We start from the raw sequence: 23423 nt of genomic DNA, 5'->3' as shown, positions 1-23423 counted from the left end.
CTGGTCTCCGGCACCCCGGGCGGTGTCATCCACGTCCGCGACGGCATGGTCGTCGGCATGGACACCCCCGGCACGAGGACCTCCGCACCCGCCGGGCCACGGCCCGCCGGAACCGGCGACGATGCCGTGGTGACCTCGCTGCTGCTGGTCGGCGAGCCGCCGGGCATCGTCCGCACCGGTCCCCGGCTTCCGGACCGGCACCTGCCCGCTGGGCGGCCCAGGTCCGGCAGGCGACGCGCCCGTGCGCACCCCGTACGCGGTGGACCGGCGCGCGGCCCGCGCAGAATCCCTGATCAGCCCGGATCGCGCGGCGATCTATGCTGCTGGGGGCAGGACGTTCGCCGGACCGTCGAAGGAGAGGGTGCCCGGATACGGCGACGCTCCCTGTCCGGTATCCGCTCCGTGTCCGTCCCTCCCGCTCTCCCGAGGAAGCCCCGTTGAACTTCTGGTCGATCTATGAGCACGGTTTCGCGCGCGTCGCCTCGTGCACGGGCCACACCGTCATCGCCGACCCGCGCGCCAACGCCGAGGCGGTGCTGCGGCAGGCCCGCCGCTGCGCCGAGGAGGGCGTCGCGGTGGCGGTCTTCCCGGAGCTCGGCCTGACCGGCTACTCGATCGAGGACCTGCTGCTCCAGGACGCGGTGCTCGACCAGGTCGAGGAGGCCGTCGAGACGGTGCGGGCCGGTTCGGCCGACCTGCTGCCGGTCCTCGTCGTCGGCGCCCCGCTGCGGCACCGCAACCGGGTCTACAACTGCGCGGTGTTCGTGCACCGCGGCCGGATCCTCGGGGTCGCGCCCAAGTCGTACCCGCCGAACTACCGGGAGTTCTACGAGCGGCGCCAGATCGCCGCCGGCGACGACGAGCGGGGCGGCACCGTCCGGATCGGCGGCGAGGGCGTGCCGTTCGGGGTGGACCTGCTGTTCGAGGCGGAGGACGTCCCGGGGCTCGTGCTGCACGCCGAGATCTGCGAGGACATGTGGGTGCCGGTGCCGCCGAGCGCGGAGGCGGCGCTGGCCGGCGCGACCGTGCTGCTCAACCTGTCCGGCAGCCCGATCACGGTCGGCCGGGCGGAGGACCGCAAGCTGCTGTGCCGCTCCGCGTCGCAGCGCTGTCTCGCCGCGTACGTCTACGCCGCGGCCGGGCTCGGCGAGTCGTCGACCGACCTGTCCTGGGACGGCCAGACCATGATCTACGAGAACGGCGCGCTGCTGGCCGAGACGGACCGGTTCCCGCTCGGCGACCAGTGCGCGGTGGCCGACGTCGACCTCGACCTGCTGCGGCAGGAACGGGCCCGGACGGGCTCGTTCGACGACAACCGCCGCACCCACGCCGCCCGCACCGGCGGCTTCCGGACCGTTGCCTTCCGGCTCGACCCGCCGACGGCCGACCTGGGGCTGCGGCGCCGGGTGGAGCGTTTCCCCTTCGTCCCCGCCGACCCGCAGCGGCTCGCCCAGGACTGCTACGAGGCGTACAACATCCAGGTCGCCGCGCTCCAGCAGCGGCTCGCGGCGATCGGCGGCCCGAAGATCGTCATCGGGGTGTCCGGCGGCCTCGACTCCACGCACGCGCTGATCGTCGCCGCCCGTGCCATGGACCGCGCGGGCCGCCCGCGCAGCGACATCCTGGCCTTCACCCTGCCGGGCTTCGCGACGGGCGAGCACACCAAGGGCAACGCGCACCGGCTGATGAACTCGCTCGGCGTGACCGCGGCCGAGCTGGACATCACGCCGACCGCGCGGCTGATGCTGCAGGAGATGGGGCACCCGTTCGCCGCCGGCGAGCCGGTCTACGACGTGACCTTCGAGAACGTGCAGGCCGGTCTGCGCACCGACTACCTGTTCCGGCTGGCCAACCAGCGTGGTGGCATCGTGCTCGGCACCGGCGACCTGTCGGAGCTGGCGCTGGGCTGGTCGACATACGGCGTCGGCGACCAGATGAGCCACTACAACGTCAACTCCGGGGTGCCCAAGACCCTGATCCAGCACCTGATCCGCTGGGTCATCAGCAGCGAGCAGTTCGACGCGGAGACCGGCAAGACCCTCGCCGCGATCCTCGACACCGAGATCAGCCCGGAACTGGTGCCGGGCGAGGAACTGCAGTCCACCGAGTCGAAGATCGGCCCGTACGCGCTGCACGACTTCACCCTCTACCAGGTGCTGCGGCACGGGTTCCGGCCGTCGAAGATCGCCTTCCTGGCCTGGCACGCCTGGCACGACCGGGAGGCGGGCGCCTGGCCGCCCGGCTTCCCCGAGGCCGAACGCCAGGCGTACGACCTCGCGGAGATCCGGCACTGGCTCGACTACTTCTGCCGCCGCTTCTTCGCCTTCGCCCAGTTCAAGCGCTCGGCGATGCCGAACGGGCCGAAGGTCTCGGCCGGCGGCTCGCTCTCCCCGCGTGGCGACTGGCGTGCCCCGTCGGACAGTTCGGCAAAGGCCTGGCTGCACGACCTGGCGCGCGTCCCGGAGTAGCCGCCCGCGGCACGGGTCCGGTCCGCCCGCCGTCCACCGGTCGCACGACCAGGCAGGTGGCGGCGGAGCGGCCCACGACACTTACCTGGGAACCTACCCACTTACAGGACGAAGCCCTGTCGACCGGGGCAGGACGGGCAGCAAGCACCACTTGATCACCGATGCCACCGGCATCCCGCTCGCCGTCACTCTGACCGGCGGCAACCGCAACGACGACACCCAGCTCATCCCACTGCTCCAGACAGTGCCTTCCGTGAGGCAAGCGCGGCCGGCCTCGGCGTCGTCCCGACGTTGTGCTCGGTGACCGCGGCTACGACCATGACAAGTGCCGCCACCTCGTCCGCGGGCTCGGCGTGAAGCCACTGATCGCGCGGCGTGGCACCGAACACGGTTCCGGACTTGGAACTCAACGCTGGGTTGTCGAGCGCACCTTCGCTCACCTGCACTGGTTCCGCCGGCTGCGGATCCGTTGGAGATTCGCGACGACATTCACGAGGCCTTCCTCAGCCTTGGATGCTCCCTCATCTGGCGGCGGAAGCTCTGCTCACTCCGGTGACAAGTGGTCGTCCCAAGCACGGAGTACGGCGCCGAGTAGGCGCCGGTGGGTCGCGATCCAGTCGGCCGGTAGGTCAATCGGCACCCGAACGGTCACCATGGAGGCGAGATCGTCTTCAACCACCACCTCAGGACAGTCACGCCCGCTGCTGAGATGGATGAAGACGGACGGTCCACGCTGGACGTGCAACCAGGCGATGTCCTCGCCGGCCTCAAGACGATCCAGGGCATCGCCCCACGAAGTCAGCCGTGACCGCCACAGCGAGAGATTCACGCGTCCTGCGACGAATGGCGTGTCAACGACGACCTCCGCGGCGAGCCCTCCAGCCACACCCTGCAGAGCGCCGAGCACCGTGATGCGAACGCTGTTGCCCTCGTCGTCACAGAACAGAGCCAGATTCAGCTGCGCCGCGGTCTCCAAGTTGCGTCCCATCAGCATGAAGCGATCTTGACGCACGTCCGGTCAGCTGCCCAGTGGCCCGGACCTGCGCCCACTCATTTCGTTAGAAGTTCTCAGTGCATGGGGGAATGGATGACGGAGTCGACGGTGATGGTCAGCAGGAGCCGGGTCTGGCCCGGGCCGCCGTACGAGGCGTAGGGGTGGCCTGTGTACTTCTGGGAGAGATGTTCGATGCTCTCGGCGGCGCCGTCGGCCGTGACGCTGGTGACGCGTCCCCGTACGGAGAAGTAGCGGGAGGTGTCATCCGGGTCGGCGACGCTGACGGCCACACGAGGGTCGCGTTGAACGTTTGTGGTTTTGCGGTAGCCCTCGACGGTGTTGATGAGGATGTGTTCGCCATCGGTGTCGACCCAGGTCTGGGTGAGCTGGGGCGAGCCGTCCGGCATGGTGGTGGCGATGAAGCAGGGGCTGGGCCGGTTCAGCAGTTCGAGGAGTTCGCCGGGCAGGGGTGTCATGACGTATCGCCCTTCCTTGGGGGGAAGCTGTCGGTGGGAGGTGCCGATGCCGGCGGTGCGCTCAGCGCAAGGAACGGAAGGTGCTCCGGACTTCGTCAACGAAGAGTGCCGGTTGTTCCAGGGCCGCGAAGTGCCCGCCCACCTCGAGCTCATTGAAGTGAACGACGTTGCTGTAGCGGCGTTCCACCCAGCGCTGGGACTTCCGGACGTGCTCCTCCGGGAACATGCTGAATCCGGTGGGCAGTGCGATCGGTGCGGCGGCGTTCGGCGCGGAGGGCCGTGCCGACCGCGCCATTTCCCAGTAGGTCCGCGCAGAGGACGTCCCGGTGTTGGGAAGCCAGTAGAGCATGATGTCGTCGAGCAGTTCGTCCAGGGTGAATGATGCTTCTGCGTCCCCCGGCGTGCCGCAGGTGTCCTGGAACATCGCGTAGATCCAGGCAGCCAGGCCGATGGGGGACTCCGCGAGGGAGTAGCCGATGGTCTGAGGGCGGGTTGCCTGCTCCTTGGCGTAGCCTGAGAGGTGCTCCCAGAAGTAGGCGGCGCTGTCGAGCATTGCCTGCTCATGCTCGGTGGCGTCCCGGATCTCGTCGGGCGTCGGCGGGAACATGGCGAAGTTGAGGTGCAGCCCGACGCATCCGTCGGGGGCCTTGCGGCCGATCTCGTCGGTGACCGCGCATCCGAGGTCGCCACCCTGGGCACCCCATCGCCGGTAGCCGAGCCGACCCATCAACGTGATCCAGGCATCGGCGATCCGGGGAAATCCCCAGCCGGGTTCCGTAGGCCGGTCGGAGAACCCGAATCCCGGCAGCGACGGCACCACGAGATGGAAGGCGTCCCGCGGGTCACCGCCGTGGACTGCGGGATCGGTCAGTGGGCCGATGACCTTGTGGAAATCGAGGACGGAGCTGGGCCATCCGTGGGTCATGACCAGCGGGAGGGCGTCCGGCTCAGGCGAGCGCACATGGAGGAAGTGAATGCCCAGACCATCGATGACGGTGCGAGATTAGCCGAAGCCGTTGAGGGTCTTCTCGCACCGCCGCCAGTCGTAGGTGTTGAGCCAGTAGCCGTGCAGAGCACGGAGCTTCGCCAGCTGGGGTCCCTGGCTGGTGTCCAGGACGGTCTCGGCATCGGGCCACCGGGTGCGGGAGAGCCGCTCACGCAGGTCGGTCAGCTGTTCTTCCGGCACGGACAGTGTGAAGGGTTCGATGAGTTCGGACATGGGACAGGCTCCTTACTGGGCAACGGTCGCGCCGACCGCGACGCGGGCGGATTCGAGGGGGCGGGATCCGGTGATTCAGAGACTGTCGGGCTGGCGGGTCCGTTCATCGGCGACAATCTCGGGCACCGCGTCCAGGACCTCCTGGAGCCAGGCGATTTCGGCGCGCAGCCTGCGCGCACTGTGACTGACCGCCAGTGCCTCGCTCACCGTCAGGTAGCCGCCGTCGATGGCGTTGGCGTTCAGCGCCTCGGTGTCCGAGAGCATCGAGGCGAGTTCATCCAGCCGGGATGCGATCACCGTGTGGAGCTCGTCCAGCTTCTCCGGGTCCAGGCGGGTGAGGGCCAGGTCGAACGGGTCCGGCTTCATCCAGATGTGGCGCAGACTCTCCGACTGGAGTTCCTTGAGACGCAGCCGCCCTTCGCCGGTGATGCCGTACACCTGACGCTCGGGCAGATTGCCCTCCTTCTCGGTCCTGACCTCTTCGAGCAAGCCCTCAGCCAGCAGGCGCTTGATCGCCTGGTACAGGCTGCCCACGGACACGTCCGTCCACAGGTGTAGATGCTCCTGCTCGGCCTGGAGGCGCACCTTATGCCCGTGCATCTCGCCGTTCCTCGCGAACGTGTCGAGGATGAACAACCTGATCGATGACATACGACTACTCTTGCATGAGTACTTGTTCATGGGCAACCTATACCTATCGATGTGCTGAGAGCATCGGCTCCGGGAGAGGGACGTCTCCGACGAGCAGTGAGCCCTGGTCGAGCCCGTGATCACGCCATGGAAGGCCGGACGCCCCTCGGTCAGCGGCCACCAGGGCAGATACGCGATGCGGGAGATCGTGAACGTGATCCCGTACCAGAACCGCAGCGGTTGCCAGTGGGACCTGCTCCCCCACGACCTGTCGCCCGCCGGTGCGGTGAAGTACCACTTCTACACGTGGCGTGACGACGGCACCGACCAGACCATCCAAGATCTGTTGCGGTGGCAACTGCGGGAGTAGAGACGGCGATCAGCCGACCCAAGCCTGGTCATCCTGGACACGCAGAGTATTCATGCTGCCGTCGGCGTTCCGGCCACCACGACGGCGCGACTCCCGCCCCATGTCCATGCCGCAAGACTCACATCCCGGTCAAGCCATGGCACCAGGGCCGGGCAGCCTCACTCTCACACTCGGAAGGCGCGCTCGCCGATTGAGATGACTTCTACTCCAGCTGTGGATCTCGATCTTGGCGTTCGGGCACACGGGCGGCTCGGTCTGGTCGGCTGCGCTCCGGTGACCTTCGACGGGTGGACTCACGAGTGTTGAGTGGGCAGTATGCCCAGGTGAGCACCGTCATCAAGTTCTTCGTGGCGCCGGACGACGAGGCTGCCGCTGCCGTCGCGCAAGGCGGCCCGGATAGCGTCTTCGACTCGCTGACGTTCGGCAACTTCGATGCCGAAGAGGCTCTCATCGAGTGGGAGAACATCTTCACCGGTCGGAGCTTCGAAGAACTCGTCGCCGCTGACGAACCCGAGTTCATTGCCGATCCTGGCGACGGTGAAGGCCCGGTGGTCCTCGCCGCTTCCCGGGTCCTCCAGGACGCGCTTGCCGCCGCTGACGAGCACCGGCTTGTCGAGGTCAGCCGGCTGTGGGTTGCGGAGCGAGCGGCGGACGGCGAGGTCTTCGAACAGGAGATTGCCGCCTGGATCCTGAGTGGCTTGGCCGGCCTCGCGCGTGCCATCGGTGAGAGGCAAGCGGGCCTGTACTGCTGGATGGCATAGACCGACACGGCCACCGTTGATCATCGTCGATTGCGCGGACAGACGAAGATCACCCAGTGGCCGCAGGTCACGGCGTAGACCCTGCCCGATGGCAGCCCGTGTTCGAGAACCTGATGGCGCGGGTGGCGGGCCGGTTCGCCCGGGTGGAGCCTCGCCGCCGGGCGCGGGCTTTCGTACTGGGCCTGCTGGCGGAACTGCCGCGGAAGAACTGCTGGACGATCGCCGAGCACGTCGGTGACCCCGGTCCGGCCGGTATGCAGCACCTGCTCAGCCGTGCATCCTGGGACGCCTACCGAGTCCGTGACGACATACGGGACTTCGTGGTCGAGCACCTCGGCAATCAGGACGCCGTCCTGGTGGTCGACGAGACCGGCGACTTGAAGAAGGGCACCGCGAGCGTTGGTGTGCAACGCCAGTACACCGGCACCGCAAGGCCGAATCGAGAACGCCCAAGTCGATCAGGTTCGCCACCAAGCCCGCCCTGGCCACCGAGATGATCGCCCAGGCCCTGGACGCCGGCGTATCGGCCGCGTGGGTCACCGGTGACGAGGTCCACGGCGGCGATCCCCACCTGAGCGCCGAGTTGGAGAGCCATCAGATCGGCTACGTCCTGGCCGTCTCCCGCGAACGGCCGATCCGCACGCGTGCGGGCGTCTTCGAAGCAGGCCTGCTCGCTCGCTGCCTGCCGAGCAAGGCCTGGCAGCGGCTCTCGGCCGGAGGCGGCGCCAAGGGCCGCCGCGTCTACGACTGGGCCCAGGTCGAGATCGACAATCCCTCAGGCAGCACGGACAGCCGGTCACTGCTCATCCGGCGCAACCGGCACACCGGCGAACTCGCTTTCTACCGCTGCTACTCAGCCCACCCGGTCCCGCTTACCACCCTGGTCAAGGTCGCCGGACGCCGCTGGACCGTAGAGGAGACCTTCCAAGCCGCCAAAGGATTGGCCGGGCTAGTGCCGTGACCGGGAAGGTTCGCCGGGTTGGTGATCAAAGCGGTGAGAGGGGCAGTCGAGAGGTGGACACCCGTGCGAGGATGCCGGGCGTGATCGGCTATGTGGTGAGCTTCCTGCTCGGTGTGGGGGTGGGCGGGTTCTATCCGATGTTGCGTCGGCGCCGACTTGCTGCGGTGAAACGTTCTGTAAGGGAACTGCCGGCAGCGGTACAGGAGTCGGTGACCGCTTTCGGGGAAGAGGTGGCCGCCTTGGAGTTCGAAGCCGACGGCGCCGACGCCACCCCTGCCGTCCTGAAGGAGTACCGGGCGGCGTTGGAGGCGTACGACCGGGCCAGTGCGGCGTGCACGGAACCTGACGCACTGACCGCCCTGCGCGGCGGTCGCGCCGCCATGATCCGCCTCGATGCCCGGCGCAATGGCCGGCCAGTCCCGATCGACGCCCTCCCGTCGGCTGCCGCCTCCGGACGCCCGCTGCCGCTCATCGGTACGGGTGAACGCCACGTGTCGACCGGTTTCGGCGACGGGAAGAGCGAGGTGCTCATCGACCGTCCCGAGCCCGGCCGTCCTGCTCTGGTGGAGGTCGATGTCACCGGCGAGGGCAACTTCTTCCTCCAGACCATGACGCGCACCGAGGGTCGGACCGACACCGGCGACAGTCCGATCTCGATCATCGGCGAGTACCACGGTCGTTGTTACCTGCCCGCGGACGCCACCCACCTGCTCGTCACCACCGTCAACAGCAGCAACGACCACCGGTGGTCGACCCGTGTCCTCCCGTTGTCGGCCGCGCCCGTACTCGTCGCCGAACAGCGCGGCGACGGTGACGAGGTGCTCCGTCACAAAGGCGGCCCGGCGTTGCTCACCGTTCAGTTCCGGACCGACACCATCTGGCAGGTCCGGTTCGTGTGCCGGTGCCTGCGAAGCCGGCCTGGCTGCGATTGCCGCCCACCCGCATGGCCCGACAACACCCCCGGCGGCCAGGGCGACAGCGTGTACGGCCTGGGCGACGGGCGCCGCACGCTGCGTCTGCCCCGCTCCGGTTTCCTGGTCGTCCAAGAAGACTCCGGTGGTGGCTCCTGGTACCTGACCACCCAGCCGGTGGACATCCCGCCCTCGCCCAGGCGGCGCGGGCAGCGCCGCTGATCCGGCACGGCGCTGGTGCTGCGACCGCATAGGTTCGGCAGGTCCGTCAGGCTGCGGTGGTGAGGGGGCGTCCGCCCCAGCGGATGCCTTTCTCGCTGCGGATGCGGGCCCGCTCGCGTCGTTCGGCGGTTAGGACGTCGGGGTGCCGGGCGTTCTTGTTGCGCCAGCGCAGGTATGCGTGCAGGGCCCGGGTCTGGCCGGTGTGGTTGGGGTGGTGGGAGTTGGCGATGGTGAACTGCCGTAGTGGCCCGAAGTGGGCCTCGATCGGGTTGGCCCAGGACGCGTAGGTGGGGGTGAAGCACAGCTCCACCCGGTTCTTCTTGGCCCTGCGGCGTATCTTGGCGCCCTTGTGGGCGGACAGGTGTCCAGGATCGCGTAGATCGGGGCGCCGTCCGGGCGGGCGGCGCGGATCGTCCTCAGCGCCGCCAGGCGGAGTCACCAGGACGCCTCAGTCGGTGAAGGGATCCTCCACCGTTGGGAGGAACGGAGACAGCAGCGCCTCAGTGTGGTGCGCGATCACCCCCGAACGAGCCTGAGCACGCGCACCTCGTTTTCGTGGCCTGGATCCTCGTCATCGCGAACATGGAGGAGCCCGTAGGAACCAGGGGCAACGACGGCCACATGCTCGAACAGCTCCACAACATCCGGCGACGAACGGTGATGGGAATGGCCGCCGAGGTGGACGAACGGCTCACCGTTCATCCACCTGAGATCAAGCAAGTACGGGCTGTCCATCCGGGCGATGCGAAGCTCAAGTTCATCGACGATGCGCCGCAGGCCCGCCTCATCGTCGTGGTCCGCTGCGGTCTCCCTGACCGTGATCCAACCGTGGTACTCAAACATCCAGTGATCGTGGTGATGACCTGCTACGTGCCGATCGGAGCATGATCCGCCGGACACGCCTTGGTGGCGTCAAGGTCAGAGGAGTAGATGCGCTCCAAGGAAGTTGTGGCACGAGGGGTTGGCGACGTCACCGCGTGGAGGCGGTTTGCGGCCGGTGCACCGGGCGCGGTAGAGTCGATCTTGCGCGCGGCACCCAACTCCGGGGTATGCGCGATGCGTTGGTGGTCCAAGGAAAGACGCCCCGCTTCCTGTGGGGAGATGCAGGTGCAAGGCCTGCCCGGCGCTCCATGCGAAGAGCCCCGTCCCTGATCCGTCAGGGACGGGGCTCTTCGCATGTGCGGTCCGCGCCGACCGCCGGGCGCACCCTGACGGCCGAACACCCGACCGACACCCGGACGGAGCCCAGCAGCGGGACAAACCTCCTGGTCAGGGCCTTCCTCTCGGCACGGTCGGCGGGCGCCACGACGGGTGACCGGTTGCGGGCCCGCACCCCGCTTTCCAGGGTGGGCGAAAGACAGCAGTTCTCGAAAGGAAACCCATGCGCGCCCTTGCCTCCCGCGGCCTCCTCGTCTCCCCGCTGGTCTGTGCCACCCTGGTCCTCGGCCCGGCGGCCGCCTCCGCCGCCGCCGCCGACGCCGGCCGAGATGCGACGGGACCCGGTGTCGCGCAGACGGCTCTGCCGCCCGGCACCGACCTCGCCACGCTCCTCGACCGCCTCGACGCGATCGACCCGGCGCAGTACGACCCCGCCCTGACACCCCTGCTCGACACACTGCCCGGCCTCGCCGCGGCGCAGGGCACCCGCATCGACCCGGCGCAGGCGACCGCCTACGCGAAGGCGCTGCGGGAGTGGAGCAACACCGTCCAGGAGCGGCTGCGGCACCTGGACGCCGGTGCCGTCGACCGGGCGCACCGCGCCGCGCCCCGTGCCGCCGACCCCGTCTCGGACCTGGTGAACGCGATCCAGGCCGCCGTCAAGAACCTGCTCAGCGCGCTGACCTCGCTCGATCTCGGTGGGGTGCTGAGCGCCGTCACCGGGCTGCTGGCCCCCATCCTCGCGGTGGTCACCGGTCTCCTCGGCGCCCTGCCCGCACTGCCGTCGCTGCCCGCGCTCCCCTCGGCGGGCAGCCTCGCCTCCGCGACGACCGTCGCCCCGTGAGGGACTGACACCACGTCGGCACGCTCCCCGCCGCCGGACGCCCGGGGAACGGACCGGTCCGGCGGCGCGCCCGTCCGGTCCCGCGACCGTCAGTGCCCGTGCCAGCCGGGGACGGTCGGCAGCACCTGCTCCGCGACCCGCGTCAGTGCCGTGTCGTCCGGCGGTACGTCGTCCTGCCGCCAGAGCGCGACCTCGAACGTGCCCTGGCCGTCGTCCTTGCCGTCGTTCGCGACCAGGAGGCAGCGCGCGGTGCCGCCGGGGCCCGTGCTCGCCTTGCCGCCACCGAGGTTGAATCCGATGGAGATGGTCGGGCTGGAGTAGAGGACGGCGGGGTGCCCGAGGACGGTGGTCCGGCGGGCGTCGCCCATCAGGGTGCCCGCCGTGGCGACGGTCATGTGGTCGTACGACGCCGTCAGCTTCACGGAGTACGTCTCCAGGGTCACCGTCGCCTCGGGTTCGGCGATCTTCGTGCCCCCGGAGAGCGTGAGCCACTCCCCGCTGCCGTGGGCGGTCTCGGCCTGCTCGTGCGCGGTTCCCAGCAGGGCGGGCAGGTCCGGGCGGTTGAGCGCCTTGCACAGCCGGCCGCCGGAGACGTAGCGGGCCGGCAGATGGTCGTCCGGCTTCGAGCAGGCCGCCGGTTCACCCACCGCGTCCTTGCGGTGGACGAACTCCTTCTGCGCCCACAGAGCACCCACGACGGCCGCGAACAGCGCCACCGCCGCGATCGCCTGAAGCCCAGGTCTGCCGCGCTTTTCGGGCTCGGCAAAGCTCTCGGTCATGTCCCCCACCCCCGCCGTGCGTCCCCGGTGCGCGCTGGAGCCTAACGGATGTTCACCGGGAAGGCACACGCCGCGCATGCGGGCCGGTGGCAGGGGGTTCCTCTGGGAGTGTTTGATGGCGGGAGCACGTGGCAGGCCGGAGGAAGCGGGGGGATACGTGGTGACCTACGGACGCGGACGGGTCGTCGAGGCGGGCGGGAGTGCGCTGGTGGTGCGGCGCAGGCCGCGGGAGCGGACCCGTGCCGCGGTGCTCGTCCTGCACGGCGGGCAGGAGAACGGACTCCGCCCGGCGCGCCCCTGGCAGCCGGCCGCGCTCCGCATGCGCCCCTTCGTCAGCGCGGCCGCGTCGGTCTCCTCGCCCCGCGACGTGCTGATCGGCCAGGTGCGCTACCGCCACCAGGGCTGGAACGACGCCGCCGACCCGCTCCAGGACACCCTGCGCGCGCTCGACGAACTGCGCGGCGTGGCCGGCGACGCGTCCGTGGTGCTGGTCGGCCACTCGATGGGCGGCCGGGCGGCGCTGCGCGCGGCGGCCGACCCTTCGGTGCACGGGGTGCTGGCACTGGCACCCTGGTGCCCGCCGGGCGACCCCGTGGACGATCTCGCCGGTACGCGGATCGTCGTCCTGCACGGGGACCGGGACCGGACCACCGCTCCCGCCGACTCGGCCGCGTACGTGCGACGGGCCCGCAGCTCCGGTGGGCAGGCCGGGATGGTGCTGCTCAGGGGCGGGGATCACGCGATGCTCCGCCGCAGCCGTGACTGGCACCGGGCCTCCGCCGCCGCCATCAGGCGGCTGCTGCGCCCCGAACGCGACCTCGACGGCTGGACGGCCGAGGCCTGCGCGTCGGACGAACCGCTTCTGCGCTGATCCGTGCCCTGGTAGGGTGCCTCGCCCCCCACAGGGCATCCACCTGCACTGGACATCCACCCGCACGGGCCATCCACCCGGAGGACTGCTGCCGATGCCGATCGCACGATCGTTCCGGTTTGTCACGTACCTGACAGTCACGTTCCTGGTTCTCACCCTGTTCGGCACCGCCCCGGCCACCGCCGATCCGCAGTCCGCCGCACAGACACCGGCCGCGCGGGCCACCGGCGCCTGGCAGCCCCCGCTGTCCACCCGGGGCCGGTACATCGTCGACGCCGCGGGCAACCGCTTCCGCCTCAAGGCCGCCAACTGGGACGGCGCACAGGGCTCCTGGACGGGCAGCGGCAGCACCGACGATCCCGCGAACCACCACGCCGGCCAGGACTCCTACGGCATCCCCCTCGGCCTGGACCGCGCGCCCCTGTCCCAGCTCCTCTCCGACTTCCAGGCACTCGGCATCAACAGCATCCGGCTGCCGTTCTCGAACGAGATGATCCACACGACGACCCCGGTACCGGACGCCGCCGTCGCCGCCAACCCGCAACTGCGCGGTAGAACCCCGCTGGAGGTGTACGACGCCGTCGTGACCGCCCTCACCGGCGCGGGCTTCGCCGTCATCCTCAACAACCACACCAACACCTCGCGTTGGTGCTGCGGCGTGGACGGCAACGAACGCTGGAACAGCAGCCAGTCGACCCAGCAGTGGGCCGACGACTGGGTCTTCATGGCCCGCCGCTACGCGGCCGACCCCCGGGTCGTGGGCGCGGACCTCTACAACGAGGTCCGCCGTGACGTCCTCGACGACCCCAACTGGGGCCTGGGCGACGCCCACGACTGGTACGCCGCGGCCCAGCTCGCCGGCGACCGCATTCTCACCGAGGCCAACCCGAACCTCCTGATCGTCATCGAGGGCATCAACTGGACCGGCCTGCCGGTCGACGGATTCCCCCACGGCCGCCCCGTGCTCACCCCCGTCCGCACCCTCTCCAACACCCTCGTCGACGCCCACAAGCTGGTGTACTCGGCCCACTTCTACGGTTACACCGGCCCCCACCACAGCGGCGCCACCGGCATCGGCGAGACCAGCGACCCCCGCTACCAGGACCTGACCCGCGACCAGCTGTACCAGGCCCTCGCGGACGAGGCCTTCTTCGTCACCACGGAGGGCAAGCACTACACCGCACCGGTGTGGATCAGCGAGTTCGGCATCGGCGCGAACGAGACGGGCACCGCCGCCCGCACCTGGTTCGGCAACGTCACCGACTACTTCGCCGACCACGACGCCGACTTCGCCTACTGGCCGCTGGTCGGCTGGGCGGGCCACGACGACTGGGCGCTGCTGGACTACGACACCTCCGGGCACCGCTCCGGCATCCTCGACGGAGGCGACTGGCGGGCCACCGCCTGGGACCACCTCATGAACTCCGCGAGTCGCACCGGGTACGTCGAGCCGGGGACGACCTGGCGCATGCTGGCCACGGACCACGGCGACCAGGTGGAGTCCCTGCGCGTACGGGCGGGCGGCGACTGGGACTCGGGCGCCTACAAGGCGGTCTGCCCGGACGGGCTGCGGCTGATCGGTCTGGCGCACTCCGGCGGACGGGGTCTGTGCACCGACGCGACCGCCGGCGACCTGCGCGCCACGGGCAACGCCCAGACGGTGGTCACCGACGAGCGGTACGTCCCGGCGGGCGGCGACTGGGCGTCCGGGTACACCAAGTTCCAGTGCCCGGCGGGCCAGTTCGTCATCGGCTACAGCCGCCGCGGCGAGCGGGTCTCGGCGGCCCTGTGCGCCCCCGCCCGCGCCACGCCGAACGCCGCCGGCCGGACGGTGTGGTTCGACCGCTCCGACAACCGCCCCGCCGACGGCGCGGGCGACGACTTCGCGTACGGCGCCTACAAGGGCCAGTGTGCCGCCGGGGAGCTCGTCGCGGGCATCGCCTTCACCACCCGGGTGGGCAGCGCACAGGGTCCGGCCGCCGTGCTGTGCGTCCCCCTGCCGTCCTGAGCGGCTTCGCCGGTCACCGCCCCGCCGCTGAGGTCACCACCTCGGTCAGGGCCCGGACGCGCACCGCGTCCGGGCCCGGGTGTGCGGCGCCGGTCTGCGAACGCGGGGACCCGTGGAGGGTCACAGTGCGCGGGCCAGTCCCCCGCCCGGTGCCGGCGCGGTCAGGTCGTCGCGGTGGAGCGGGGTGGCGGGGTTGTCGGCGCCGGCCGCGAGGATGGACTGCTGGAGGCGGCGCAGGCCCGCCGAGGGTTCGAGTCCGAGGTCTTTGACGAGGAGGGTGCGCAGCTGCTGGTAGACGGCGAGGGCCTCGCCGCGCCGGCCGGAGCGGTGCAGGGCGAGCATGAACTGGGCGTGCAGGTTCTCGTGGGTGCGGTAGCGGCTGGTCAGGACGGTGAGTTCGGCGAGCAGTTCGCGGTGTCGGCCGAGCCGGAGGTCGGCCTCGATGCGCTGGTCCAGGGCACACAGCCGGCTCTCCTCCAGGCGCCGCGCCTCCATGGCCAGGTGGGCCCCGGTGGAAATGCCGGTGAAGGGCGGGCCGGTCCACAGGTCCAGTGCCCGGCGCAGGATGCCTGCGGCACCGGCGACGTTCCCGTCGTCCATGGCGCGACAGCCCTCCTCGCACAGCCGCTCGAACTGCCGGACGTCGCTGCTGCCGTCCCCGGCGGCGAGCGAGTACCCGCCCGGCAGGGTCGTCAGCACGTCCTTGGCGGACCGGGCGGCCGCGCCCCCGGGATCCGCGCCCCGGCGCAGCGCCGCCGAGACGAGTTCCCTGAGCTGGAGCACGTAGGTCTGCAAAGTGGTGCGGGCGCTGCGCGGTGGAGTACCGGCCCAGAGTTCCTCGATCAGGGTCGGAACGGGCACCACCTGGTCGGCTCGCAGCGCCAGCAGGGCCAGCAGCTGACGGGGCTTGGGCGCGGTCGGGACGATGGAGACCCCGTTCTGGCTGACGTTCAGTGCGCCCAGCAGCCCGATGTCCACACGCGTCTCCCCAGCCTTCTCGTCTGACACTCCGCCAGTAGAAAACAGCACGGACGGTCTGTCAACAGGCGGTCGGCCAGACCGTTTCCAGCGAGCCGGCGGGGAGTGACCACGGGGCTTCCGTCCCTTCTCGCCGGTCGCCGAAACAGCAGCACAGGGCGGCCGTTCCGGCGACCGATGGGCATCTACCGGTCCCTCCGAACCCTCGGATCGGTCACGGAACCAGGCCGAATCTGGACCTCGAAGACACTTCGAAAGAGACCATGCGGTCGGTTACTGTCCGCCCCTCCCCGGCCGATCAGGCGTCCCACCTCCCTTGGCCGATCAGGCGTCCCATCTCCCCCGGCCGGTCAGGCGTCTCGCCCCTCGGCGTCGGCGGGAACGGTCAGCAGCACGATGCCGAGCGCCAGGACCGCCAGTCCGCACCAGGAGACGCCCGGCAGGCGCTCGCCCAGGACCGTGACACCGAGGACCGCGGCCACGGCCGGCTCGGCCAGTGTCAGGGCCGTCGCGACCTGGGGGGTGGTGTGGCCGAGGCCGTGCCCGAACAGGCGGTAGCTGAGGAAGGTGGTGATCGACCCCAGGTACAGGACGACCGCCGCTCCCCGCGCCGTGAGCAGCCCGCCGGCGCCGCCCCACAGCACCACCGGCAGCACGAGCAGGGCCGCTCCCGCGAACATCGCGCCCAGCACGGCACCGGAGGCGTGTCCGCGGGCGATGAGCTGCCCGCCGACCAGGGCGTACACCGCGTACGACAGACCCGCGAGCCCCGCCAGCAGTACGCCGAGCCCGTCCACGGGGGCGCCGTCACCGGCGAGTTGCGGGCCGAGGACGAGCACCGTGCAGCCGAGGACGGCCGCCGAGGTCGCGGCGGCCCAGCGGGCCGAGGGCCGGGACCCGCGGGTGCACCAGGCGAGGAGTCCGGCGAGGACGGGGGCACCGCCGAGCGCGATCACGGTGGCCACGGCCACGCCGGTACGCGCGACGGCGGGGTAGAAGGTGAGGGGGTAACCGGCCACCGCGAGGGTGCCCAGGGCGAGCAACCTGCGTTCGGCGCCGTCCCGGACCCCGGCCAGGGAGCGGCTGCCGGGTGCGGTCAGGAACAGGAGCAGGCCACCGAGGGCCAGTCCGGCGGCACCGACGGCGGCCGCCGGTACTCCGGCGGGGGCGAAGGAGCCGGCGGTTCCGGTGGTGCCCCACAGCACGGCGGCCGCGAGGATCGGGAGCGGTCCGGTGAGCGGGCCGGTGCGGCGGGGACGCGGGCGCGCGGCGGCAGCGCCGGCCGGCGCACGGAAAGACCGGGATGACCGGGATGACCGGGATGCGGAAGAAGGCTGGGATGTGGTGTCGTTCGGCACAGTCGTGAACTTCCGTCGTCGAATACCGTCTGCGGACTGGTTTCGATACGGGCGCACGGCACAGGCACCGGGCCGCCTGGACGGCAGGGCCGGGAGCTCGGGTTCGGATCCGTCGCGGGTGCGCCCGTCAGGCGCAGAGCGGCGGCAGAACGACGTGCCAGTAGGTGTTCACAGGACGATGGTACCGGGGCGCCCGCCGGCATCCCGTCGCCGTGCTCCCCGGCCGGGGTCCGAACCGAGCGGTCCGCCGCCCTCGGCTCCGGCGGGCGTGTCGATCGATCCTGTCGCTTCCGTGATCGTCGGCATCCGACCCCGCACGTCGATGACCCTCCTGACGTCACTTGTCGTATGATTCGACCAAGTTTTCGCCAACGTGCGCCGTTATCGTTTCCCGGCGCCCGGCCGTGGGACAGACTCACCCGCGGAGGGGGGACGAGCACGGCCGTTTCACGCCGGCCGTGCCATCCCGCAGTGTCGCGTCGCCCAGGGGAGGGCGGCGAGCGGACCAGCGGAGGAATGCATGACGCAGTCGCTTCCGGGGCAGCACCCTGCCCAGGAGCAGGCTTTACCCGGGCACGGGCGGCCACCCGTCGTCGTGATCGGCGCCGGGCCCTACGGGCTCTCGGTGGCCGCCCACTTGCGGGCGGCGGGGGCGCCGGTGCGCATCTTCGGTGACGTGATGGGCAGTTGGCGGCACGCCATGGCCACCGGGATGTACCTGAAATCGACGCCGGACGCGACCGACCTGTCGGCTCCGGAGCCCGGCGGCACGCTGGCGGACTTCCGGCGTGCGCACAGCGAGCCGGAACTGACCGAGCTGACACCCATCCCGTGCGACGTCTTCGTCCGGTACGGGCAGTGGTTCCAGAAGCGGTACGTCGGCGAGGTCGAGCCGGCCCGGGTGACGGCCGTCGAACGGGCGGCGTCCGGGCCCGGCTTCGTCGTCCGGCTCGACGACGGGACGGAGATGGCGGCCTCGGCCGTCGTGGTGGCGACCGGGCTGAACGGTCTCGCCCATGTCCCGGACGAGTTGCGGCAGCTCGCGCCCGAGGGGCCCGGTCCGCGGGCGCGGGTGTCGCACACCAGCCACCACACGGATCTGTCCGTGTACGCGGGACGCCGGGTGGCCGTCATCGGCGGCGGTCAGTCCGCGCTGGAGAGCGCTGCGCTGCTGCACGAGGCGGGTGCCGAGACGCAGGTCCTGGTGCGTGAGCGGACGGTGCTGTGGGGCATGACGCCGGAGCTGACCAGGCCCTGGACGCAGCGGGTGGCCAAACCGGCGTCGCCGCTCGGCACGGGCTGGATCCTGGCCGGGGTGTGCGCATCGCCGGGGGGCGTGCGGTGGCTGCCCGCGCCGGCCCGGCTGCTGCTGTTCCGGCGGGCGCTCGGGCCCTCGGGCGGCTGGTGGCTGCGGGACCGGGTGGAGGGCGTCGTACCGGTGCGCACCTCACGCCGGGTCACGGGCGCCGTGGTGCAGGGACCGGACGTGCGCCTGGATGTCGTGGGGCCCGGAGGCGAGCGGGAGTCCCTCGCGGTCGACCATGTGCTGGCGGCCACCGGTTACCGGCTGGACCTGGACGCGCTGCCGTTCCTGTCGGCCGCGGTGCGGGACGCCGTGGCGTGCGTGCCGGGCTCCAAGGCACCGGCGCTGCGGGGGACGTTCGAGTCGTCGGTGCCGGGCCTGTACTTCACCGGCTCGCTCGCGGCACCGATGTTCGGGCCGATGATGCGGTTCGTGGCGGGCACGGAGTTCGCCGCCGTTCGCATCGCACGGCACGCCACGGCCGCCTGACAAGCCCGTCGGCCGGTCCCGGCAGGCCTGCCAGCCGGTCCCGGCGGACCCGTCAGCCGATCCTGGCGAGCGGGTCCGCCGTACCGGGTGCCGGGGTGTCGTCGGTGGGTGCCGGGGTGTCGTCGGTGGGAGCCGACAGCACCGCCTGCCGTATCCGGCCGAGTGCGGCCGAGGGTTCCAGACCCTGCTCGCGCACCAGAGTGGTGCGCAGTCGCCGGTAGGCGTCCAGGGCGTCGCTGCGCCGGCCCGAGCGGTGCAGGGCGAGCATGAGCTGGCCGCACAGGCTCTCGTGGGTGGGGTACCGGTCGGCCAGCACGGTGAGTTCGGGGATCAGCTCACGGTACCGTCCGAGGAGCAGGTCGGCCTCGATGCGCCGGTCCAACGCGCACAGCCGGCTCTCCTCCAGTCCCCGGATCCGGGTGCTCAGGTACTCCCCCGCGGTCACGTCGGCCAGGGCCGGACCCCGCCACAGGCCGAGCGCGGTGCGCAGCAGCCGGGCCGCCGCACACCGGTCCCCGGCCTCCCCGGTCCGGTATCCGGTGTCGGCGATCCGTTCGAACTCCCTTACGTCGCTGGAGCCTTGACCGCTGTCGAGCAGGTAGCCGCCGGGTACGGTGCGCAGGACCTGTTTGGCGGTTCGCCTGCCCGCGTCCTCGGCGGCTCCTCGCAGCGCCGGGGCGATGAGGTCGCGCAGGTGCATGACGTACGTCTGCAGGGTGGGGCGTGCGCTGCGCGGTGGCCGTCGTCCCCAGAGTTCCTCGGTCAGCGTGCCGACGGTGACCGCCTGGTCGGCGTGCAGCGCGAGCACGGCGAGCACCTGACGGGGCTTGGGCGCGGTCGGGACGACGCAGAGGCCGTTCTCCCGCACGTCGAGAGCGCCGAGTATGCCGATGTCCATGCCGTCCCCCTGCTCGCCCGCCACCGTGGGTGGTGCGGGGCGGTTCCTGGGCATCCCGAGTCAAAAACGGCGCGGACGGTTTGTCAAACCGCACACCGGCCGGTTGGCTCGCTCTCGACCCTGGGCCGGCAGAGGGCCTGCGGGGCTCGGGGCCGCCCGCAGCTGCTCGGCGATCACGCCCCCCTGTCGTCCCCGACGGAAGAGGAACTGCGTGAACCGATTTCCTCTGGGCCTGCGGCATTGCCACGCGAAGTGCTGTGACAGGCAACGCGATTGGCGGATCCGACGGTGCCGGAGGCCCCGCCGGGCAGCTGTCGCCGCGGCATCCTGCCACCAAGGTGCACGGTGGCGGTCGGCGGCGGGTGACCTTCGGCGCAGTGGCAAACCAGGCGGGTGGTTTGGCCCGAGGCTGATCAGGCCTCGGTGGGAACGGGCGCTTCCTGCCGACGGCGTTCGACTTCCTCGACGACCCGGGCGCCCCGGTCCGGCGCGGTGTCCAGCCGGATCAGGGCCGCGGGTGTGGCTATGGCCGGCAGTACGTGGTTGTAGAGGACGGAGATCCGGTCGTTGAGATCGGTCCAGTCGGAGACCACCTCCGACATGAACTGGGTCCCGATCCAGGCCCCGAGGAAGCACTCGGCGGTCTCACGCGGTGTGACGTGCGGCAGCACCTCGCCGCGCTCCTTGGCCTCCACCAGCTTGTCCGTCACCAGCTGGGTCCAGGCGGGCCAGGCGCTGCCGAACAGGGAGCGGCCCTGGATGTCGGCGGAGAGCCTTATGCCGGCGAGGAGAATGACCTCTTTGGGGATGCGGTGGGCCAGCGTCATGCCGATGTCCACCCACTCCTGCAGCTTCAGCTCGCGCGGTACCCAGTAGTCGTCGCTGATCTGGGCGTTGATCACGCCCCGCGCGAGGGCTTCCTTGGAGTCGAAGTGGAAGTACAGGGCGCCCTTGGTGACTCCGGCCCGCTCCAGGATCTCGGCGATCGTCGCCGCCGTGTACCCGCGTTCGGCGAAGACCGCTGCGGCGGCCTCGACAACAGCGCGGCGGGTCCGAATCGCACGCTCCTGACGCGCCATGGGGACCCCTCCTCGGTCAAAACAAAACCGGACGTGACGTACCTTACCCCAATCGGGGACGGGCACTTCGGCCGCACAGGGCGGCTTCCGGCCGGTGCGGCCGTCGTCCCGCCCCGACCGCGTACCGGCGCCGGGGCGTCGGCACGGCAAGCCCGTCCCGGCAGTTCACCAGGCGGTGCGCCCGCCGTCCACGGTAGATGTGGCATCCGTGACGCAGCTCGCCCGGTCACCCCACGGCCTGGCGGCGACCTCCCGGCCTCCTCCGGACCGGCGGCACGGGACAGCGGAGTGTACTCGACGGCGGCGGCATCGAGACGGACGTACGGTTCGACGGTGCGCTCGACGGTCCGCGGCACCTCCTTTCCCGCGTCCCCCGGCGCGAGGGCGCCCCGGCTCGCCGGGGCGGCCCCTCCCCCGTGGTCTCCCCCGTGGTCTTCGGGTCACCCGGCCTGCGTCGGGCACGAATCGGCGAGGCAGTCGGCGTCCCGCCACACGGCACCGAGCCCGGCCTCGCGGTCGAGGGTGCGCAGGCGCTCCTCGTCGAGCTCCGCGAGGCCGCCGACCACATGCCGGACACCGAGTTCACGCATCAGCTCGCGCTGGAAGCCGTGTTCGAAGGTGCTGGGCCGGCCGACGAAGGGGACGTCCAGTTCCTTCGCATGGCCGGCGAAGCGGGCGACGTCGTCGATGAAGAGGACCTGGTGGTAGTCGAGGCCGAAGCGGTCCCGGACGATCTCCCGGATGCCGGGGCGGAAGTCGTCGGTGCAGATGTAGTGAGGGGCCGTGAACAGGTGCTCCCAGGCGCCTAGATGACGGTGGAAGTGGGTCTCGTCGAGGCCCCCGTAGCAGATGACGTCCAGGCCCAGGCCGCGCAGCCGGTGCAGGAGTTCCTCGGCGCCGTCGAGGGTGTGCACGGGGTGGTCGCGCAGGTAGTGCTCGCGCTCCGCGAAGTAGTCGGCGATGGCCTCCTGCTCGCTCACCCCGGCGCCGGTCTCCTCCAGCAGCACCTTCGCGGCCGCGAGCCGGGACTGCGAGAAGAGTCGCTGCTCCAACTCGCGGCTGTACGTGCCGCCGTACTTGAGGACGAGCCGGTGCAGGACGGGGCTGAAGCTGTCGTTGAGCAGGACGCCGTCGATGTTGACGGCGGCGAGGCGCAGGGTGCGCAGTGGTTGCATCGGGGTTACTCCCTCTCGCGGTCCGTTCGACAATCATGCAGGGGACGTTGAGCGGGGGTGAGGCCCAGATGCCGCGGCGAGCGAGTCAACACGTCGGAATCCAGCCAGACGAAACCGTCCGCCAGTTTTTTTTAGAGAGCGATCCGAATGCCGTCCGCGTCCACGACGAGCCGTCGGCATCCATCAGTCGGTCCGTTTTCCACCGTGCCCATCGGCGTGGTTGAGCGCAAAAATACTCGGCCAAACCACCATTGAGCGGAGTCACGCATGGATCGAGTCGAACCACGCTTGGTGAATCCTTTACCTAGTGGCCGACCCGAGAAAACCGGTAGGTCCGTATCTTATAGGCGTCGAACAGGGATTCAAGCCAACGAAGAGCATACCGACGGGGGGTCATCCGTGAGTCTGTCCGCCGGCGAGATCGGAGTCGGTCTGCCCATACTGCCTCGGCTGACCACCACGGTCCCCAAGGAATACGTCCACCGCGCCTCCCTCGCCGAGGTGTTCCTCACCGGCTGCACCGCCCAGGACGACGGGCTGCGGTTCTCCCTCACCGGACAGTGGCCCCGCGCCCACACGTTCTTCAACAGTGCCGACGGTTCGAGCCATGACCCGCTGCAGGCCGCAGAGACGTTTCGGCAGGCCGGCATGTTCGTGACGCACGCGGAACACGGTGTGCCGCTCGGCCACCATTTCGTGCTGTGGTCGCTCAGTTGCCACACCGATCTGGAGCGGCTGCGGATCGCCTCCCGCCCCACCGACTTCCGGCTCGACGTGACCTGCCCGGACCCCGCACCGCGCGGCCGGGCCTCCGCGCGCCGGATGGGCATCGGGTTCACCCTGCGCCGGGACGGTGTCGCCGTCGCCCACGGGGAGGGGCGGTACTCCGTCGTCACACCGCCCGTCTACGCCCGGCTGCGCGCCAACCGGCCCGCGGGTGAGCCGGCTTCGGCCGCCCCGGCCGTCGCGGCCGGCCCGCTGCCACCGGCGGCGGTGGGCCGCACCTCTCCCACCGACGTGGTGCTGACGGCCACGGACACGCCGGACCGCTGGCTGCTCACCCCGGACCTGGACCACCCGATCCTGTTCGACCACGGCGGCGACCACCTGCCCGGCATGGTCCTGATGGAAGGCGCCCGGCAGGCCGCCTGCGCGCGGCTGGCGCCCCGTGCGCTCATCCCGGCGAGCACGTCCTCGTCGTTCAACCGCTACGTCGAACTCGACAGCCCCTGCTGGATCGACGTCACCGGAGTGACGGCCGGGGACGACGGCACGGCGACCGTCGACGTCGCCGGCGTGCAGGACGGCGAGGTCGTCTTCACCTCCACAGTGAGCGGGCCGGTCGTCCGGCCCTGATACGGGGCGCCGCCGTGACACACGTCTGCCGCCGGCCCCCCCCGGCGCGGGGGCGGGCGGGCGAGGGGGGTGCCGGGGGCGCACGGGGGGGGGGCGGGGGGCGGGGCGACCACGC

At 70.8% G+C, this 23423-nt stretch carries 19 protein-coding genes and 4 pseudogenes; 11 read left to right on the top strand and 12 right to left on the bottom strand.

Features of this window, described 5'->3' with window-relative positions:
* Positions 1-437: 437 nt before the first annotated feature.
* Both AB0472_RS45050 and AB0472_RS45045 read left to right on the top strand, forming a co-directional pair.
* Positions 438-2468 (top strand): NAD(+) synthase, encoded by a 2031-nt coding sequence (locus AB0472_RS45050; RefSeq protein ID WP_366365406.1) that lies wholly within the window; start codon positions 438-440, stop codon positions 2466-2468.
* 103 nt (positions 2469-2571) lie between these two features.
* Positions 2572-3024 (top strand): annotated as a pseudogene (locus AB0472_RS45045) (IS5 family transposase); the annotation flags it as partial.
* Here AB0472_RS45045 and AB0472_RS45040 read toward each other — a convergent pair.
* The 4 genes and pseudogenes from AB0472_RS45040 to AB0472_RS45025 form a co-directional block, all read right to left on the bottom strand.
* A complete protein-coding gene (locus tag AB0472_RS45040) occupies positions 3013-3462 on the bottom strand; it encodes a DUF5959 family protein (protein ID WP_366365404.1) in 450 nt (149 codons plus the stop codon). The pseudogene AB0472_RS45045 and the gene AB0472_RS45040 sit on opposite strands and share 12 nt — an antisense overlap.
* A 74-nt stretch (positions 3463-3536) precedes the next feature.
* Positions 3537-3938, bottom strand: coding sequence for a PPOX class F420-dependent oxidoreductase (locus AB0472_RS45035; protein WP_366365403.1), 402 nt, complete (start codon positions 3936-3938; stop codon positions 3537-3539).
* Between the two features lie 61 nt (positions 3939-3999).
* Positions 4000-5157 (bottom strand): annotated as a pseudogene (locus tag AB0472_RS45030) (epoxide hydrolase family protein).
* A 75-nt stretch (positions 5158-5232) separates the two neighbouring features.
* Complete coding sequence (locus AB0472_RS45025) at positions 5233-5793, bottom strand: PadR family transcriptional regulator (RefSeq protein ID WP_366365402.1); 561 nt, start codon at positions 5791-5793, stop codon at positions 5233-5235.
* 118 nt (positions 5794-5911) lie between these two features.
* On the opposite strand from AB0472_RS45025, the gene AB0472_RS45020 reads away from it, so the two are divergent.
* The 4 genes and pseudogenes from AB0472_RS45020 to AB0472_RS45005 all read left to right on the top strand — a co-directional run bounded on the left by AB0472_RS45020 (position 5912) and on the right by AB0472_RS45005 (position 9012).
* Positions 5912-6157 carry a transposase gene (locus tag AB0472_RS45020; RefSeq protein WP_366365408.1) on the top strand — a complete coding sequence of 82 codons (246 nt, stop codon included), beginning with the start codon at positions 5912-5914 and terminating at the stop codon, positions 6155-6157.
* Between the two features lie 323 nt (positions 6158-6480).
* Complete coding sequence (locus AB0472_RS45015) at positions 6481-6918, top strand: hypothetical protein (protein ID WP_366365400.1); 438 nt, start codon at positions 6481-6483, stop codon at positions 6916-6918.
* A gap of 113 nt (positions 6919-7031) precedes the next feature.
* Positions 7032-7879: pseudogene (locus AB0472_RS45010) on the top strand (transposase).
* A gap of 209 nt (positions 7880-8088) precedes the next feature.
* Entirely contained in the window at positions 8089-9012 is a 924-nt protein-coding gene (locus AB0472_RS45005; RefSeq protein WP_366365398.1) for a hypothetical protein, read from the top strand.
* Positions 9013-9058: 46 nt separating this feature from the next.
* Here AB0472_RS45005 and AB0472_RS45000 read toward each other — a convergent pair.
* Together AB0472_RS45000 and AB0472_RS44995 are read right to left on the bottom strand one after the other, a co-directional pair.
* A pseudogene (locus tag AB0472_RS45000) lies at positions 9059-9441 on the bottom strand (transposase); the annotation flags it as partial.
* Between the two features lie 87 nt (positions 9442-9528).
* Positions 9529-9855, bottom strand: a complete 327-nt coding sequence (locus tag AB0472_RS44995; protein ID WP_366365397.1) for an Imm7 family immunity protein — start codon at positions 9853-9855, stop codon at positions 9529-9531.
* Positions 9856-10393: 538 nt separating this feature from the next.
* Between AB0472_RS44995 and AB0472_RS44990 the strand changes: the two genes are divergently transcribed.
* Positions 10394-11014, top strand: a complete 621-nt coding sequence (locus AB0472_RS44990; RefSeq protein WP_366365396.1) for a hypothetical protein — start codon at positions 10394-10396, stop codon at positions 11012-11014.
* Between the two features lie 89 nt (positions 11015-11103).
* On the opposite strand, the gene AB0472_RS44985 is transcribed toward AB0472_RS44990, so the two are convergent.
* The gene (locus tag AB0472_RS44985) at positions 11104-11793 is read right to left on the bottom strand and encodes a DUF6215 domain-containing protein (protein WP_366365395.1); all 690 of its coding nucleotides are present in this window, start codon (positions 11791-11793) and stop codon (positions 11104-11106) included.
* Positions 11794-11908: 115 nt separating this feature from the next.
* On the opposite strand from AB0472_RS44985, the gene AB0472_RS44980 reads away from it, so the two are divergent.
* Together AB0472_RS44980 and AB0472_RS44975 are read left to right on the top strand one after the other, a co-directional pair.
* Positions 11909-12664 carry an alpha/beta fold hydrolase gene (locus tag AB0472_RS44980; RefSeq protein WP_366365393.1) on the top strand — a complete coding sequence of 252 codons (756 nt, stop codon included), beginning with the start codon at positions 11909-11911 and terminating at the stop codon, positions 12662-12664.
* A 94-nt stretch (positions 12665-12758) separates the two neighbouring features.
* Positions 12759-14672, top strand: a complete 1914-nt coding sequence (locus AB0472_RS44975; protein ID WP_366365391.1) for a cellulase family glycosylhydrolase — start codon at positions 12759-12761, stop codon at positions 14670-14672.
* 120 nt (positions 14673-14792) lie between these two features.
* Here AB0472_RS44975 and AB0472_RS44970 read toward each other — a convergent pair whose 3' ends face one another.
* Positions 14793-15650 (bottom strand): AfsR/SARP family transcriptional regulator, encoded by an 858-nt coding sequence (locus AB0472_RS44970; protein ID WP_366365389.1) that lies wholly within the window; start codon positions 15648-15650, stop codon positions 14793-14795.
* A gap of 350 nt (positions 15651-16000) precedes the next feature.
* Entirely contained in the window at positions 16001-17008 is a 1008-nt protein-coding gene (locus AB0472_RS44965) for an EamA family transporter (RefSeq protein WP_366365387.1), read from the bottom strand.
* 520 nt (positions 17009-17528) lie between these two features.
* Here AB0472_RS44965 and AB0472_RS44960 point away from each other — a divergent pair.
* Positions 17529-18800, top strand: a complete 1272-nt coding sequence (locus AB0472_RS44960; RefSeq protein ID WP_366365385.1) for an NAD(P)/FAD-dependent oxidoreductase — start codon at positions 17529-17531, stop codon at positions 18798-18800.
* A 52-nt stretch (positions 18801-18852) separates the two neighbouring features.
* Here AB0472_RS44960 and AB0472_RS44955 read toward each other — a convergent pair whose 3' ends face one another.
* The 3 genes from AB0472_RS44955 to AB0472_RS44945 form a co-directional block, all read right to left on the bottom strand.
* On the bottom strand, positions 18853-19698 hold the full coding sequence (locus tag AB0472_RS44955; RefSeq protein ID WP_366365384.1) for an AfsR/SARP family transcriptional regulator: 846 nt from the start codon (positions 19696-19698) through the stop codon (positions 18853-18855).
* A gap of 413 nt (positions 19699-20111) precedes the next feature.
* Positions 20112-20777 carry a ScbR family autoregulator-binding transcription factor gene (locus AB0472_RS44950; RefSeq protein ID WP_366365382.1) on the bottom strand — a complete coding sequence of 222 codons (666 nt, stop codon included), beginning with the start codon at positions 20775-20777 and terminating at the stop codon, positions 20112-20114.
* A gap of 440 nt (positions 20778-21217) precedes the next feature.
* A complete protein-coding gene (locus AB0472_RS44945; RefSeq protein ID WP_366365380.1) occupies positions 21218-21952 on the bottom strand; it encodes an HAD family phosphatase in 735 nt (244 codons plus the stop codon).
* Between the two features lie 399 nt (positions 21953-22351).
* On the opposite strand from AB0472_RS44945, the gene AB0472_RS44940 reads away from it, so the two are divergent.
* Positions 22352-23308 carry a ScbA/BarX family gamma-butyrolactone biosynthesis protein gene (locus AB0472_RS44940; RefSeq protein WP_366365378.1) on the top strand — a complete coding sequence of 319 codons (957 nt, stop codon included), beginning with the start codon at positions 22352-22354 and terminating at the stop codon, positions 23306-23308.
* Positions 23309-23423: the final 115 nt, after the last annotated feature.

Source organism: Streptomyces sp. NPDC086777 (genome assembly GCF_040702065.1).
Classification (GTDB): Bacteria; Actinomycetota; Actinomycetes; order Streptomycetales; family Streptomycetaceae; genus Streptomyces.
Note: the sequence above shows the minus strand (reverse complement) of the source record. Positions and strands in the feature narration are given on the sequence as shown.

What these genes read in the sequence shown, in the direction of transcription:
- AB0472_RS44980 (WP_366365393.1), top strand. Translation starts at nt 11,909, where the DNA reads ATGGCGGGAGCACGTGGCAGGCCGGAGGAAGCGGGGGGATACGTGGTG.
- AB0472_RS44995 (WP_366365397.1), bottom strand. Translation starts at nt 9,855, where the DNA reads ATGTTTGAGTACCACGGTTGGATCACGGTCAGGGAGACCGCAGCGGAC.
- AB0472_RS45040 (WP_366365404.1), bottom strand. Translation starts at nt 3,462, where the DNA reads ATGCTGATGGGACGCAACTTGGAGACCGCGGCGCAGCTGAATCTGGCT.
- AB0472_RS44990 (WP_366365396.1), top strand. Translation starts at nt 10,394, where the DNA reads ATGCGCGCCCTTGCCTCCCGCGGCCTCCTCGTCTCCCCGCTGGTCTGT.
- AB0472_RS44950 (WP_366365382.1), bottom strand. Translation starts at nt 20,777, where the DNA reads ATGGCGCGTCAGGAGCGTGCGATTCGGACCCGCCGCGCTGTTGTCGAG.
- AB0472_RS45035 (WP_366365403.1), bottom strand. Translation starts at nt 3,938, where the DNA reads ATGACACCCCTGCCCGGCGAACTCCTCGAACTGCTGAACCGGCCCAGC.
- AB0472_RS44985 (WP_366365395.1), bottom strand. Translation starts at nt 11,793, where the DNA reads ATGACCGAGAGCTTTGCCGAGCCCGAAAAGCGCGGCAGACCTGGGCTT.
- AB0472_RS44955 (WP_366365384.1), bottom strand. Translation starts at nt 19,698, where the DNA reads ATGGACATCGGCATACTCGGCGCTCTCGACGTGCGGGAGAACGGCCTC.
- AB0472_RS44960 (WP_366365385.1), top strand. Translation starts at nt 17,529, where the DNA reads ATGACGCAGTCGCTTCCGGGGCAGCACCCTGCCCAGGAGCAGGCTTTA.
- AB0472_RS44975 (WP_366365391.1), top strand. Translation starts at nt 12,759, where the DNA reads ATGCCGATCGCACGATCGTTCCGGTTTGTCACGTACCTGACAGTCACG.
- AB0472_RS44945 (WP_366365380.1), bottom strand. Translation starts at nt 21,952, where the DNA reads ATGCAACCACTGCGCACCCTGCGCCTCGCCGCCGTCAACATCGACGGC.